This window comes from Embleya sp. NPDC059237 (assembly GCF_042754105.1).
Classification (GTDB): domain Bacteria; phylum Actinomycetota; class Actinomycetes; order Streptomycetales; family Streptomycetaceae; genus Embleya.
On record NZ_JBHZAE010000017.1, the window covers coordinates 103078 to 115487 of the forward strand.

Annotated in this window: 12 protein-coding genes; 6 read left to right on the forward strand and 6 right to left on the reverse strand. The window is 72.0% G+C overall.

Annotation, left to right across the window (positions count from 1 at the left end; genetic code table 11):
* Window positions 1-197 precede the first annotated feature (197 nt).
* A complete protein-coding gene (locus ACFXKZ_RS39095) occupies window positions 198-797 on the forward strand; it encodes a hypothetical protein (protein WP_380008296.1) in 600 nt (199 codons plus the stop codon).
* Between the two features lie 82 nt (window positions 798-879).
* On the opposite strand, the gene ACFXKZ_RS39100 is transcribed toward ACFXKZ_RS39095, so the two are convergent.
* Window positions 880-1326: a chaplin gene (locus ACFXKZ_RS39100; RefSeq protein ID WP_380008299.1), complete on the reverse strand. Its 447-nt coding sequence runs from the start codon at window positions 1324-1326 to the stop codon at window positions 880-882.
* Between the two features lie 205 nt (window positions 1327-1531).
* Window positions 1532-1855, reverse strand: coding sequence for a chorismate mutase (locus ACFXKZ_RS39105; protein WP_126642106.1), 324 nt, complete (start codon window positions 1853-1855; stop codon window positions 1532-1534).
* A 271-nt stretch (window positions 1856-2126) separates the two neighbouring features.
* Here ACFXKZ_RS39105 and ACFXKZ_RS39110 point away from each other — a divergent pair, with 271 nt between their 5' ends.
* Window positions 2127-2528, forward strand: a complete 402-nt coding sequence (locus tag ACFXKZ_RS39110; protein WP_126642107.1) for a hypothetical protein — start codon at window positions 2127-2129, stop codon at window positions 2526-2528.
* A gap of 18 nt (window positions 2529-2546) precedes the next feature.
* Here the strand turns inward: ACFXKZ_RS39110 and ACFXKZ_RS39115 are convergent, their stop codons facing one another.
* Complete coding sequence (locus tag ACFXKZ_RS39115; RefSeq protein WP_380008302.1) at window positions 2547-2834, reverse strand: hypothetical protein; 288 nt, start codon at window positions 2832-2834, stop codon at window positions 2547-2549.
* Between the two features lie 148 nt (window positions 2835-2982).
* Here ACFXKZ_RS39115 and ACFXKZ_RS39120 point away from each other — a divergent pair, with 148 nt between their 5' ends.
* Both ACFXKZ_RS39120 and ACFXKZ_RS39125 read left to right on the forward strand, forming a co-directional pair.
* On the forward strand, window positions 2983-3114 hold the full coding sequence (locus ACFXKZ_RS39120; RefSeq protein WP_380008304.1) for a hypothetical protein: 132 nt from the start codon (window positions 2983-2985) through the stop codon (window positions 3112-3114).
* A gap of 232 nt (window positions 3115-3346) precedes the next feature.
* Window positions 3347-4510 (forward strand): NAD(P)/FAD-dependent oxidoreductase, encoded by a 1164-nt coding sequence (locus ACFXKZ_RS39125; RefSeq protein WP_380008307.1) that lies wholly within the window; start codon window positions 3347-3349, stop codon window positions 4508-4510.
* On the opposite strand, the gene ACFXKZ_RS39130 is transcribed toward ACFXKZ_RS39125, so the two are convergent.
* Entirely contained in the window at window positions 4491-4901 is a 411-nt protein-coding gene (locus ACFXKZ_RS39130) for a Zn-ribbon domain-containing OB-fold protein (protein WP_380008310.1), read from the reverse strand. The genes ACFXKZ_RS39125 and ACFXKZ_RS39130 overlap by 20 nt on opposite strands.
* A gap of 290 nt (window positions 4902-5191) precedes the next feature.
* On the opposite strand from ACFXKZ_RS39130, the gene ACFXKZ_RS39135 reads away from it, so the two are divergent.
* Both ACFXKZ_RS39135 and dapD read left to right on the forward strand, forming a co-directional pair.
* Window positions 5192-8155 (forward strand): ATP-binding protein, encoded by a 2964-nt coding sequence (locus tag ACFXKZ_RS39135; protein ID WP_380008313.1) that lies wholly within the window; start codon window positions 5192-5194, stop codon window positions 8153-8155.
* A 178-nt stretch (window positions 8156-8333) separates the two neighbouring features.
* On the forward strand, window positions 8334-9329 hold the full coding sequence (gene dapD / locus ACFXKZ_RS39140; protein ID WP_380008316.1) for a 2,3,4,5-tetrahydropyridine-2,6-dicarboxylate N-succinyltransferase: 996 nt from the start codon (window positions 8334-8336) through the stop codon (window positions 9327-9329).
* 77 nt (window positions 9330-9406) lie between these two features.
* On the opposite strand, the gene ACFXKZ_RS39145 is transcribed toward dapD, so the two are convergent.
* Together ACFXKZ_RS39145 and ACFXKZ_RS39150 are read right to left on the reverse strand one after the other, a co-directional pair.
* On the reverse strand, window positions 9407-11116 hold the full coding sequence (locus tag ACFXKZ_RS39145) for a class I adenylate-forming enzyme family protein (protein ID WP_380008319.1): 1710 nt from the start codon (window positions 11114-11116) through the stop codon (window positions 9407-9409).
* A 214-nt stretch (window positions 11117-11330) separates the two neighbouring features.
* Window positions 11331-12239: a hypothetical protein gene (locus tag ACFXKZ_RS39150; RefSeq protein ID WP_380008322.1), complete on the reverse strand. Its 909-nt coding sequence runs from the start codon at window positions 12237-12239 to the stop codon at window positions 11331-11333.
* Window positions 12240-12410: the final 171 nt, after the last annotated feature.

A 12410-nucleotide genomic window follows, 5' to 3' on the forward strand; every position in this document is an offset into this window, starting at 1 on the left:
ATCCGCCGATCCCGGGCCGGGCCCACCCCAACGTGTCGTGCGCCGCCTACATCGTTGTCTGTACGGCGGGATCCGCCCTGTCGACGATCCGCCGCGGGCGCGGGCGGGAGAGGCTGGTGGGGTCTGTTCGAGACCGCCGTCGCCCGCCCGGGGCCCGGGGTCGGACGGGCCCGCAACCGCCCGAGGGAGAGATCGTCGTGGTCGTCGCCATGATCGTGGCCTGCGAGGTGGGCTTCTGGGTGCTGATCGCCCTGGGCCTGCTCAGCCGCTACGTGCTGCACCGCCGGCGGCTGAGCAACGTGTTCCTGTACGCCACGCCGCTGTTGGAGGTGATCCTGCTCGTGGTCGCCGTGGTGGACCTGCGCGGCGGCGCCACCGCCGGGTCACGGCACGGGATCGCCGCGCTGTACATCGGGACGACCGCGGTCTTCGGGCACCGGGCGATCCGCTGGGTGGACCAGCGGGTGGCCTACCACTTCCTGGGCGGCCCACTGCCCTGGCGACCGCCGCGGCGGGGCCCGGAGCGGATCCGCTACGAGGTCGTCGAGTTCGCCCGCGCGGTGGCTGCGATGGCGATCGCCGGGGCGCTGCTCGGCGTGCTGATCCTGATCACCGGCGACGCCGACCGCACCGAGGCGCTGCGCGGCTTCTTCGGGGTGCTGGGCGGATTCACCCTGATCTGCCTGGTGATCAGCGCGTACGGCGTCTGCGAGGCGTTCGGGAAGCCCCCCAAGGACAAGCCCGCGCCGCGCCGGCTGCGCGAGCCCGGCCCGGCGGAGCGCACCCCGGTGGGCTGACCCGCCCGCACCGGCCCGGAAACCGGCCGCGGCCCCGGCACACCTGGGAGGTATGCCGGGGCCGCGGCCGTGACGTGGGTGCTCAGCCCATCATCGAGCCGGTGGCACCGCTCGCCAGGGCGGCCGGACCGGTCGGGTCCTGGCAGTCGTCCGTCGGCGGGACGTGCGGCGGCGGGGGCAGCTCCGGCGGGCAGTCGTCGACCGGCGGGACCGGCGGCGGACAGTCGTCGGTCGGCGGGACGTGGTGCGGCGGCGGGGCCGGGTGACCCGGCTTCGGCAGCTCCACGCCGTCACCGTTCACGCAGGTGTTGCCGAACGTCGGGTTGATCGCCGCGATGATGTTCACGGTGTTGCCACAGACGTTGACCGGCACGTGCACCGGCACCTGGATGTTGTTGCCGGAGAGCACGCCGGGCGAGTCGACGGCGGCGCCGTCCGCCTGGGCGGACGCGAACGCCTGGCCCCCGACCGAAACCGAACCGCCGAGAATGGCGGCGGTGACGACCGCACCCTTGGTGAGCTTGTTCACTGGTAGTTATTCCCATCGATCGATAGACGGTGGAACCGGGGTTCCACGACGTCCAACGCGCGAAGGGTGATGCCGGTGACGGGGAGCGCGCGATCTTCCCCCGTAAGTAGCAAGCCGCGCAGGGGGGAACGCCGGACCGCACCGACGCGGGGACCGCGGACGTCCGTGATCGATTCAACGAGCCGGACGGCGATCGATCACGCGATCACGCGCCCGCGATCGCTTTGTGGTGGTGAATCACCTCGGCCACCAGGAAGTTGAGGAACTTCTCCGCGAAGTCCGGGTCGAGCTTGGCGCTCTCGGCCAGCGCGCGCAGCCGGCGGATCTGTACCGCCTCGCGCGCCGGGTCGGCCGGCGGCAGCCGATGCTCGGCCTTGAGCACGCCGACCCGCTGGGTGCACTTGAACCGCTCGGCCAGCAGGTGGATCAGGGCCGCGTCGATGTTGTCGATGCTGTCCCGCAGGTCCAGCAGCTCGGCGGGCTTGTCGGGCGCCTCGCCCGACCTTTCGTCAGTGGTTCCGTTGGCCATAACGGGTGACCCTACCCGGCGCCCTCGCGCGCGCGGAGGCACGCACGCCGACGGGCCCGCGCCGGCTCCCCCGACGCCCCGCCCCCGGGCCCACCGAGCGATCCGAGGAAATGTCACCACCTGTCATCTCTCGTTCTGCCAGGTGTCACATCGCCACCTGCGGGGGACCCTCTGAGTACGGTCCGCGCCGTCGGCTGTCCCTGCCGTGTCGCGACGACCGTTCGGCCGTACTCGTGGGATGCGGGCGGAACTGCGGTAGGGGGCGAACGACATGATGGAGGAAGTGCGTCTGACGCCGAACGAGCGGCGGATGCTGGAAGAGATCGAGTACGAGCTGCGCAAGGACGAGGAGTTGGACCTCGCGCTGCGCACGATGCGTCCTTCCCGCAACCGTCGGCGCGGCGGTGCGCGCGGCCGGGTCGTCCCGGGCGCGGGCTCGATGCCGGCCTCGGGGCGCGCCCGCCGAAGGATGCGCCGACCGACGCTCTCCGGCACGTGGCACGTGCTGTTGCTCGTCGTGCTGTTCGCGGCGGTGTTCGCGGCGCTGATCACCACGTCCGGCGCCTACCTGGTGGTGATCGCGTTCGCGCTGATCATCATGGGCTGCACCACCACGCTGGTCTGGCTGTGTGTGTCCTTCCTCCTGCGTCGCGGTGGCGGCGGCCGGACCTGATCGGTCGCGGGAGGCGGATCACCGGGCACGATGGTCGCGACCCGCGGCCGTGCGGCCGAGGCCGCGACCGCGGGCCGCGACCGTCAGCGTGCCCGCCGGGGCGGCCACACCGAGCAGCAGCGCGGCGTCCAGCGCGCCCATCCCGCCCTGACCGATCGAGTAGAACACCAGCGCGAGCGACGCGAACATGCACATCAGCACCGCGGCCGTCATGCGCTCGGCGCGGCGCGCCCGGGTGAGCAGCCACAGGCAGCCGGCGAGGCCGACGAACAACGTCGCCAGAGCGGCGATCGCGGTGGTGGTCATCGCGTCTCCTGTCTTCCTGCTGCGTTCGAACGGGTCCTGTTTCGGCGGTCTACTTCGGCGGTCTACCCGAGGCGACCGCGATGATGCGCGACCCCACCGGAATCGAATCCTAACCGCCATGTACCCCTATGGGGTATACGATCGGGGCATGACACCCACCACTGCCCCCTGCGGCGGCACCGCGCGCCTGGATCTGCTCCGACACGCGGGGTCCGCGACCGTTCGAGTGACGCTCGCCGTCGAACGTTGCCGGCGCGCCTGCGCCCGGCAACGCGGGTAATAACGCCCGCCCCGGACCCGCGCGGGATCGATCGGCCCACGCCGGACACTGTGCGTAACATCGTCGTTACGCTCGTGTCGAAAGCCGGAAACGGTCGGGCTGTTCACTCCGGGGAGATCGGTTCCACTCCCGGGACCGGGCCCCGACCCAGGTGACGGCGCGAGATGAAGACACAGGACCGTACGACGGCGCCCCCGCGCCCCGGCCGACCGCCGCGCCCGGGGGCGATCCGATGACGCCGGACTCGCCGGTGGCCGACGTGGTGATCGTCGGGTCCGGCCCCGTGGCCATGGCGATCGGGTACGCGTTCACCCAACGCGGGATGCGCGATGTGCTGGTGTGCCCGGCCGGGAGCGACGACGCGGCGGCGCTCGGCGTCTTCGGGGCCTTCGGGGCCTTCGGCGGCCCCGGGCCGGGCGGCGGCGCCGTGTACCGCCCCACGACCGCGCCCGCGCTCGCGGCGATGGCCGCGGCGGGCATCCGGCTGTTCGAGAACGCCTCGGAGGAACTCGGCGAGGATGTCGGATTCCGTCGGTGCGGCCGGCTGGTCGCGGTGGCCGCCGCGGATCCGGACGCGCCCGACGCGGGTGTCGGGATGCCCGGCGTCCTCGGCATCGGCGTGCGGCGGATGTCGCCCGAGGAGGTCGGTACTCACTGGCCCGAACTGATCGTCGACGCGTGCACGGGCTTCACCCACGACCCCGACGCCGGATACGCCGACACCCGACGCACCGCCCGCGCCTTCGCCCGCGCGGCCCGCCGCGCCGGCGCCGCGTTCCTGCCCCGCGCGCCGGCGGTGGGCCTGTCGGCGCGCCGGGACCGGATCACCGGGGTGCGCCTGGGCGACGGCCGCGAAGTGGCGTGCGGCACGGTCGTGGTGGCCGCCGGGGTCGACGCGCCCGCGCTGCTCGCACCGCTCGGGGTGAACCTGCCGCTGCGCGCCGTCCGTGAGGTGGCGGTCCGGGTCCGGGTCGGCCGGGCGCTCGGCGAACGACCGGTCCTGGTCGACCCGTCCGGCCACTGGCTGCGCTCGGACGGTCCGGACCGGCTGCTCGTCGGCACCCCCGATCCGGGCGCGGCCGGCGCCGACCCGGCCGCGCACGCCCTCGCCCACCTGGCGGCGCGGCTGCCGGGCCTGCCCGACCCCGTCCCGGAGGCCGTGTTCGACATCCGGCGCGAGGCCGGGCCCGATCACCTGCCGATGATCGGATCGACCGGACCCGACGGGCTGTTCGTCGCGGCCGGCTGCGACGAGCACGGACTCGGCGTGGTACCGGCGGTCGGCATGCTGACGGCCGATCTGCTGTGCGACGGCGCGAGCGGCCGACCGGACATCCCGGCCGGCGACTTCCGCCCGGATCGCTCGGCGGGAATCCTCAGCCCCGGTCGGGCGTGAAGAACGGCAACACCCGTTCCTCCCCCGTCGGTCGCAGGTCCACCCGCACCCGCATCCCCGAATGGATCTCCGCCGGTTCGACCTCGACCAGATTGGTGAGCATGCGATAGCCCTCGTCCAGATCCACGATCGCCACCGCGTACGCGCCGCCGAACGGGCGCGCCTCGGGCCGGCGCACCACGGTCCAGCTGTACACGCTCCCGCGCCCGGCGCTGGTGGCCCACTGGAGCGCGCGCGACGAGCAGCCCCGGCACATCTCGGTGGGGGCGAAGTTCGCCGTATCGCACGCACCGCACCGCTGATAGCGCAACTCGCCCGATTCGGGCGGGATTCGCACCGACGCGGCAGGAGAGACGGGTACACCGATCTGCGGTCCCAACACGGGTGTCACGGCCTTTCTGGTCGAACATGCCTCGTCGAGTTCTGCGGGCCCGCCGGCGGTCGAACACGAGCCCCGGCTGCATGCTCGCGCACCAAGCGCCCGGTTGCCGAATCGACCGCACATCCGTTCCCGTTCCGAAATCGGGCCACTCGAAGAGAGGACGTCGACAGGACTTCTCGGCCAAGTCAAAGACATGGCTTGCGTGATTGGCGCAGGATGGGTAGCGCAAGTGATCCGCCACGGCGCGTAATCGATCCGCGCGGGCTCGGGGTGGGGACGCACGGCAGAGAGGTTGCGCGATGACGGCAGGACGCACGGCAGCGCGCCCGGAAGGCACGGGGCGCGAGCACACACCCGACTCCACCTCCCCGGCGGAGCCCATGCCCCTGGTCGAGCGCGACCTCCTGCAACACGAACTCCGCGAACAACTGGCCGCGGTGCGGGAAACCGGCACGGGCCGCGTGGCGATCGTCAAGGGTGTGGCCGGCGTGGGCAAGTCGGCCGTGCTGGAGTGGGCGAAGCTCACCGCACGGGCCGAGGGCTTCGACATGCTCGCGGTGACCGGCTATCCGCTGGAGCGGGTTCGTGTCTACGGCCTGGTGAAGCGGCTGTTCCAGGATCTGAACGGGATCGCCGAGCACACCGCGAGGGAACGACTCGGCGAGTGGTACGGGATCATCGCGCCGATCTTCGGCATCATCCCGCGCCAACCGGCGGAACCACCGGACCCGGAGAACGTCCTCAACGGCCTCGACGCGGTCATGCGCGGCTACCTGGCGTCGGATCGCGGGCCGCTGCTCATGGTGGTGGACGACGCGCACTGGGCGGATCCCTCCTCGCTCGCCTGGCTGGCCAATTTCGCCGCGCAGATCACCGAGTTGCCGATCCTGATCATCGTTTCGTATCGGCACGACGAGGTCGACGAGCAGCTGTGCGAATCGCTGGACGCGCTGGAGCGGATCGCGGTCGCCGGGCTCGGCAAGCTCGAACCGCTCACCCTCGAAGGTGTCACCCCGCTGATCCGGCACCGCTTCGCCGGCCGCCGGGTCGACCCCGAGTTCGTCGAGCACTGCCACCGCTGCTCCGAGGGCCTGCCCCAGACCCTGCGCGAACTGCTGCGCTTCGTCGAGGAGAAGCGGATCCCACCGACCTCCGATGCGCTCGCGCAGCACGGCCGAGCAATGCGGCAGCACGCCGTCTACGCCTACCACAAGGGTCAGTTCGACGAGCGGTTCGGCCGCCTCGCGCCCGATTCCCGCAAGGTGGCGCTGGCCGCGGCGATCCTGACTCCGCATCTGACCGTCGGGCGTGTCGCGCGGTTGGCCGGACTGAGCGGCGACGCCACCCGCGCCGCGGCCGCGGACCTGCGCAGGCGGGAGATCCTGACCGCCGTCGACGACGAGGATCTGCCCTGGGGCTTCACCCACTCGCTGGTGCTGCGCGCGGTGTACGACCACTGCTTCGAGGCGAACGACCGCTGTGTGATGCATGCCCAGGCGGCCCGGATGTTGCGCGAGGACGGCTTCTCCGCGCAGACCGCCGCCACCCACGTGCTGAACATGTTCGCCGTCTCCGACGAGTGGGCGGCGGGCATCGCGGTGGACGCGGCCCGGGAATGTCTCGCGTCCGGTGTCCCGAAGGCCGGTGTGACGTATCTCGAACACGCCCTCGCCGAGGTCGCGCCCAGGGAGATGCGCCCGCTGATCCACTACAACATCGGCCGCGCGCACTTCGTGAACGATCCGCCGGCGAGTCTGGAGCCGCTGCAGCAGGCCCTCGAAGGCTGCCCGCCCGGGGATCTGCGCACCAACATCATCTGTGAGCTGGGCCGTTCGCTGGCCTTTTGCGGTCAGCTCGACAAGAGCATCGAACTCCTGGACCGGGAGATCAAGAAGACCCCGGTCGGCCAGACCCGACAGCGGCTCTACGCCGACCTGTTCATGTGGGCCGCGTTCTGGGAGCACGACTCCAGTTTCGCGTCGCGGGCGCACGACCTCCAGCGGTTGACCGTGCGGCTGAACACCGAGAGCGCCACCACGCGCACGAACTACTCGCTGTTCGCGCTGGTCGCCTGGTACGGCGTGCTCAGTGGGCGCCGGCTCCAGACCACCACCAAGTTCGCCCGGGCGGCGCTGGGTCCCGAGCTGCCGAACAAGGAGCGCAACGGCTTCAGTTGGGTCGAGGACGGTTGGGGCTTCGAGATCCCGATGGTGCTCACCCTGACGTTCATCTACTGCGACCTGTTCAAGGAGGCCCGCGAACTCCTGGAGCGCGGCATGGCCGAACTGCGGGCCAACGGCCGTCAGCGCTCGCACCTTTCCTACGGCCACGCGTTCCGGGCGATGCTGCACTACCGGATGGGCCGGCTCAAGGAAGCGCGCCGGGAGGCCGAGACCGGCCTGGAGATGGCGATGGACCTCGGCGAGAACACCCCGTCGAAGTGGTACGCGGCGGGTGTGCTGATCCAGACCCTGATCGCCCAAGGCGATCTCGAAATGGCCGAACACACCTGCCATCGCATCGGTTTCGACGATCCCGCCAAGGTCGATCAGTCGGCCCGCGTGTTGCCGGTGCCCGCGATCGTGCTCGCCGAGTTGCGGATCGCCCAGGGCAGGCACCACGAGGTGATCCGGCCGCTGACCGAACTCGGCGAGCGGCTGCGTGCCCAGGGCATGGACAACCCGGCATGGTGCCCGTGGGGCCTGCTGCTCGCGGAGGCGTTGAACGCCGAGGGCCCGCAGCAGGACCAGGAACTGGCCAAGAAGGTGGCGAAGCAGGCGGTCGCCCGCGCCGACACCTTCTACGCCCCGGTGGCCGCCGGCCAGGCCAAGCGGGTGGCCGGGGAGGTCGAGGACAACGTCAACGCGCAGCAGGCGCTGTGGGACGCGGCGGTCGCCCTGGAGGGCGTCGGCGCCGAGTACGAATACGCCAAGGCGCTGCTCGCGTACGGCGACCGGCTGCGCAAGGACGGTCACAAGCCGGACGCGATCGGCGAGTTGGAGCGGGCCCGGATCACCGCGGCGAACTGCGGCGCGATCCCGTTGCAGACCCGGGCGACGAAGATGATCGAGGCCCTGGTCGGCGGCAATGCGCTGCCGGCCGATCACGGACGGGCCGACTCCGACGAGTGGGTCGAGGAGTACACCGGCGGCTACAGCCCGTTCGGCATCCCGCACCGCGACGAGTCCCGCCCGGACGCGGACGCGGATCGCACCGAGACCTGGCCCTTCCGCGGCGGCCCGACGCGCGGATCGGAGCTGTAGCGGGGCCGCGCCGTAGCGGGCCCACGATCGGGGTGGGCGGCCCGTGACCCGGGCCGCTCGGAGCCGCCGCGCGGCCCGCTCCGAGCCGGGTCGATGCCCGGTCCGGCCCCGGCTCGACGCGTCGGGGCGCGGTCGACCGGCGCTCGGTGTCGGCCCGGGCCTTCGGTACGGTAGCGGGGTGATCGACACTGCTGCTTCCTCCCCCGTTGGTGCCGTCGCCGCCGGCCTCGCCACGATCGCCGCCGATGGCACCGTCCTGGACACCTGGTACCCCGCACCCGAGCTGACCTCGGGCGACGCCGACGGCAAGGCCGAGACGGTGCGGCTGTCGGCCGACGAGGCCCTGGCCGCGCTCGGCCCCGACGCGATCGCGGGCCTCGGCGCCGACGCGGTGCGCGGGGTCGAGGTCGTCGCCGTGCGCACGGTGATCGCCTTGCTGGCCGCCGCGCCGGTGGACACCCACGACGCGTACCTGCGCCTGCACCTGCTCAGCCACTGCCTGGTCCGCCCGCACGGGCAGAGCCTGGAGGGCCTGTTCGGCCTGCTCCCGAACATCGCCTGGACCAACCTGGGCGCGGTGCCCGTGGACGGCCTCGCCGCGGCCCGGCTGCGCGCCCGCGCCGCGCGCGTGCCGTTCGAGGTGGCCGGGGTGGACAAGTTCCCCCGGATGACCGAGTTCGTGGTGCCCGCCGGCGTCCGGATCGCCGACACCACCCGGGTCCGCCTGGGCGCGCACCTGGCGCCCGGCACCACGGTGATGCACGAGGGCTTCTGCAACTTCAACGCGGGTACCCTCGGCGCGTCCATGGTCGAGGGCCGGATCAGCGCCGGCGTCGTGGTCGGCGACCACAGCGACATCGGCGGCGGCTCGTCGATCATGGGCACGCTGTCCGGCGGTGGCAAGGAAACCATCTCGGTCGGCGAGCGCTGCCTGCTCGGCGCCAACGCCGGCATCGGCATCTCGCTCGGCGACGACTGCGTCGTGGAGGCGGGCTGCTACATCACCGCCGGCACCCGGGTGACCACCCCGGACGGCACGGTGGTCAAGGCCGCCGAACTCTCCGGTCGCGACGGCCTGCTCTTCCGCCGCAACTCGGTCACCGGCACGATCGAGGCGATCGCCCGGACCAAGTCGTGGGGCGCGCTGAACGAGGACCTGCACAAGAACGACTGACCGAACGCCGCGTTGCGCGGTGGTGGTCCCGAGCGGGGCCGGCGGCGAACCACGGCCGCCGGCCCCGCTCGCGTCGTTCACTCCTCGACGAGGTCGGCGGGGCGGCCGCCCGTGGCCACCGCGCGGATCACCTTGCCGGTCGGCGTCCGGGGCAGCGGCTCGGCGCGCAACTCCCAGTGCGCCGGCACCTTGAAGTGGGCCAGCCGCTCGGCCACATAGGCGCCCAGCTCGGCGGCGGTGATCGGGCTGCCCTGGGCCGGGACCACGATCGCCTTGACCTCCTCGCCCCACTCCGGGTGCGGTACGCCGACCACCACCGACTCGGCGACGTCCGGGTGCGCGTCCAGGCAGTGCTCGATCTCGGCCGGGTAGACGTTCTCACCGCCGCGCAGGATCAGGTCGCTGCGCCGGGTGGCGAGGTGGAAGCGGCCGGCGCGGGCGAAGCCGAGGTCGCCGGTGCGCAACCACCGGTCCGGCGTGAGCGCCTTCGCGGTGGCCTCCTCGTTGCGCCAGTAGCCGCGCATCACCAGCGGGCTGCGGATCCACAACTCGCCCTCGACACCGTCGGGCTGTTCGGTGCCGTCCTCGTGACGGATCGTCACCTCCACCGTCGGCACCGCCGTACCGATCGCCCCCGGCTCGCCCTCCAGTTGCGCGGCGCCCGCCGTGGTGGCCACCCCGCCGGACTCGGTCAGCCCGTACCCGACGCCGAGCGCGCCCTTGGCGCCCGGGAACACCTCCTGGAGCCGGCGCACCAGTTCGGGCGAGAACGCCGCGCTGCCGCCGCCGAGGCGCACGATCGAGGACAGGTCGTGCCGCGCGGTGTCGGGATGGTTGACCACCCGCCAGCCGAGCGTGGGCACCAGCGACCACGTGGTGCACCGCTCGCGCTCGATCAGCTCCAGAAGCCGCGGCACCTCGAAGCGCCCGGCGTAGAGCACCATCGTCTGCCCGCCGGCCAGCGCCGCCACGGCGCCCGCCAGCAGGCCCGAGACGTGAAAGAAGGGGCTGTTGACCAGCCATCTCCCGGGCGGCGCCTGGGCCCGTGCGGCGGCGGGCAGGTGCGCGCTCGCCCGGGCGGCGAGCAGCGCCTGGAGGTTTTGCATGGCCACCACGTTGCGATGGGTGAGCACGGCGCCCTTGGGCCGGCCGGTGGTGCCGGAGGTGTACAGGATCAGCGCCGGGTCGTCCTCGTCGGCGGCGCCCGGCGGCAGGTCGGCGTCGGGGGCGTACTCGGTCAGCGCGGCGAAGTCGCCCTCCATCTCCACTACGGGCAGGCCCAGTTCGCCCGCGGCGGCGATCGCGCCGCCCAGCCGCTCCAACCGGCGCCGGTCGGCGATCAGCACGGTGGGCGCGCAGTCCGCGACGGCGTAGCGGATCTCGTCGGCGGCCCACCACCCGTTCATGCCCACCGCGATCGCGCCGAGCGCCGCGGCGGCCTGGAAGGCGGTCAACCACTCGGGCCGATTCGCCGCCAGGATCGCCACCCGGTCCCCCGGCCCGACCCCGAACCGCTCGCGCAACGCGTGCGCGGTCGAGGCGACGTCACGCACGTGTCGAGTGAAGCTGATCCGGCGGTCCTCGTGGACCAGATACTCGCGATCCCCGAACCCGCGCGCCCGCTCGACGAAGGCGGTGATCGAGCGGGGCCGTTCGGCCAGGACGCGCAGCGGAACGCCGAGCACGTCCTCCTCGACGAGCGCGAACGGGCCGTCGGGGGCGGTCAGGGCGGCGAGTACGGGATCGGGCGCGGCTGCGGCGGACCCGGCGGAACTGGAGGTGGCCATGGCGGGGACCCTAGGATCCTTGACCGAGTCATTCAAGCGATCCGCGATGTGATCTGCGCATGGATGCGACGAGCGCGCGACAACGCACGAGGGCGACCCGCCCTTCGGCGGATCGCCCTCGTGGCCCCTCCCTCATCCCCCCGGATGAAAGTTCGTCGGCCCGAAAGACTCGAAGGAGTCGAAAGACCCGGAAGACCGGATCAGGCCCCGGGCCTCAGCCCACGTTCTCGATCCCGGCCATGCCCTTCTCCACGTCCAGCACCTCGACCGAGGAGACCTTGCGGCCGGTGTTGCTCTGCGCCCACTGCTTCGCCTCGTTGGCGAGCTTGCCCGCCTTGTCCATCCGGGCGCTCTCGGCGGTCGGGTTCTCGCCGAGCGAGACCTCGGCGGGCAGCGTGGTCATGACGGCGATGTCGTAGCCGGAGTACGTCTTGGCGATCCGAACCTTGGTGACCAGGGAGCCGTAGGTGGTGGTTTTCAGCTTGGCCAGCATGTCGGCGGCGTACTTCTCCGAGCCGGCCTTGTCGCCGTCCTTCTCCGCGCCGTTCTCGATCCCGGCGGTGCCCTTCTCCTTGTCGAGCACCGACACCGAGGAGATCGTCAGCGTGGCCGAGTCCTGGGTCCACTGCAACGCCTCGACGGCGAGCTTCCGGCCCTTGTCCATCCGGGCGTTGGCGCCCTTGATGTCCTCGGTGATGGAGATCTCGGCGGGCAGCGTGGTGTTGATGGTGACCTCGTACCGCTCGTACTGCTTCGCGATCCGCACCTCGGACACCACACCGCCGTGCTTGGTGGTCTTGAGGTAGGCCAGCAGGTCCTGGGCGACCTTGTCGGTGCCTCCCTTCGGCTCGCTCTTGTCGCCCTTGTCGCTCTTCTGTGTCTTGGCCGGCCCGGCGCCGGGCGCCGCGCTCGCGTCCGCCGCGCCGGTGGTCTTCGGCGACTCGACCGTCGCACTGGACGCCTTGCCCTCGTGCTTCTTCGGGCCGCACGCGGCGAGCGAGCCGGTCAGGGCGATCGTCGCGGCGACCGCCACGGTGATGATCAGGCCCCGGCGCCGGCCCCGCGAAGTCGCGGTCGAAGCGGACTGCCGGAAAACGATCGGCCGGGGAGCGATCGGGGACATGAGGTTTCCCTTCGGAAGCACTGCTTGGAGTCACTGCTTGGCGTCACTGCCCGGAGGCACTGCGGAAACAGGCGGACGGTGCGGGTGTTTCCGGGGTCACACCGTGCTGCCTGCATCAATGGAAACAGTAGCTGTGAACTCTGTCAACACCTTCCCTGTTCTGCCATCACG

Bases quoted from the DNA above. Each gene is read 5' to 3' on its own strand.
- ACFXKZ_RS39135 (WP_380008313.1), top strand. From the start codon at position 5,192: ATGACGGCAGGACGCACGGCAGCGCGCCCGGAAGGCACGGGGCGCGAG.
- ACFXKZ_RS39105 (WP_126642106.1), bottom strand. From the start codon at position 1,855: ATGGCCAACGGAACCACTGACGAAAGGTCGGGCGAGGCGCCCGACAAG.
- ACFXKZ_RS39145 (WP_380008319.1), bottom strand. From the start codon at position 11,116: ATGGCCACCTCCAGTTCCGCCGGGTCCGCCGCAGCCGCGCCCGATCCC.
- ACFXKZ_RS39115 (WP_380008302.1), bottom strand. From the start codon at position 2,834: ATGACCACCACCGCGATCGCCGCTCTGGCGACGTTGTTCGTCGGCCTC.
- ACFXKZ_RS39150 (WP_380008322.1), bottom strand. From the start codon at position 12,239: ATGTCCCCGATCGCTCCCCGGCCGATCGTTTTCCGGCAGTCCGCTTCG.
- ACFXKZ_RS39125 (WP_380008307.1), top strand. From the start codon at position 3,347: ATGACGCCGGACTCGCCGGTGGCCGACGTGGTGATCGTCGGGTCCGGC.
- ACFXKZ_RS39110 (WP_126642107.1), top strand. From the start codon at position 2,127: ATGATGGAGGAAGTGCGTCTGACGCCGAACGAGCGGCGGATGCTGGAA.
- ACFXKZ_RS39120 (WP_380008304.1), top strand. From the start codon at position 2,983: ATGACACCCACCACTGCCCCCTGCGGCGGCACCGCGCGCCTGGATCTG.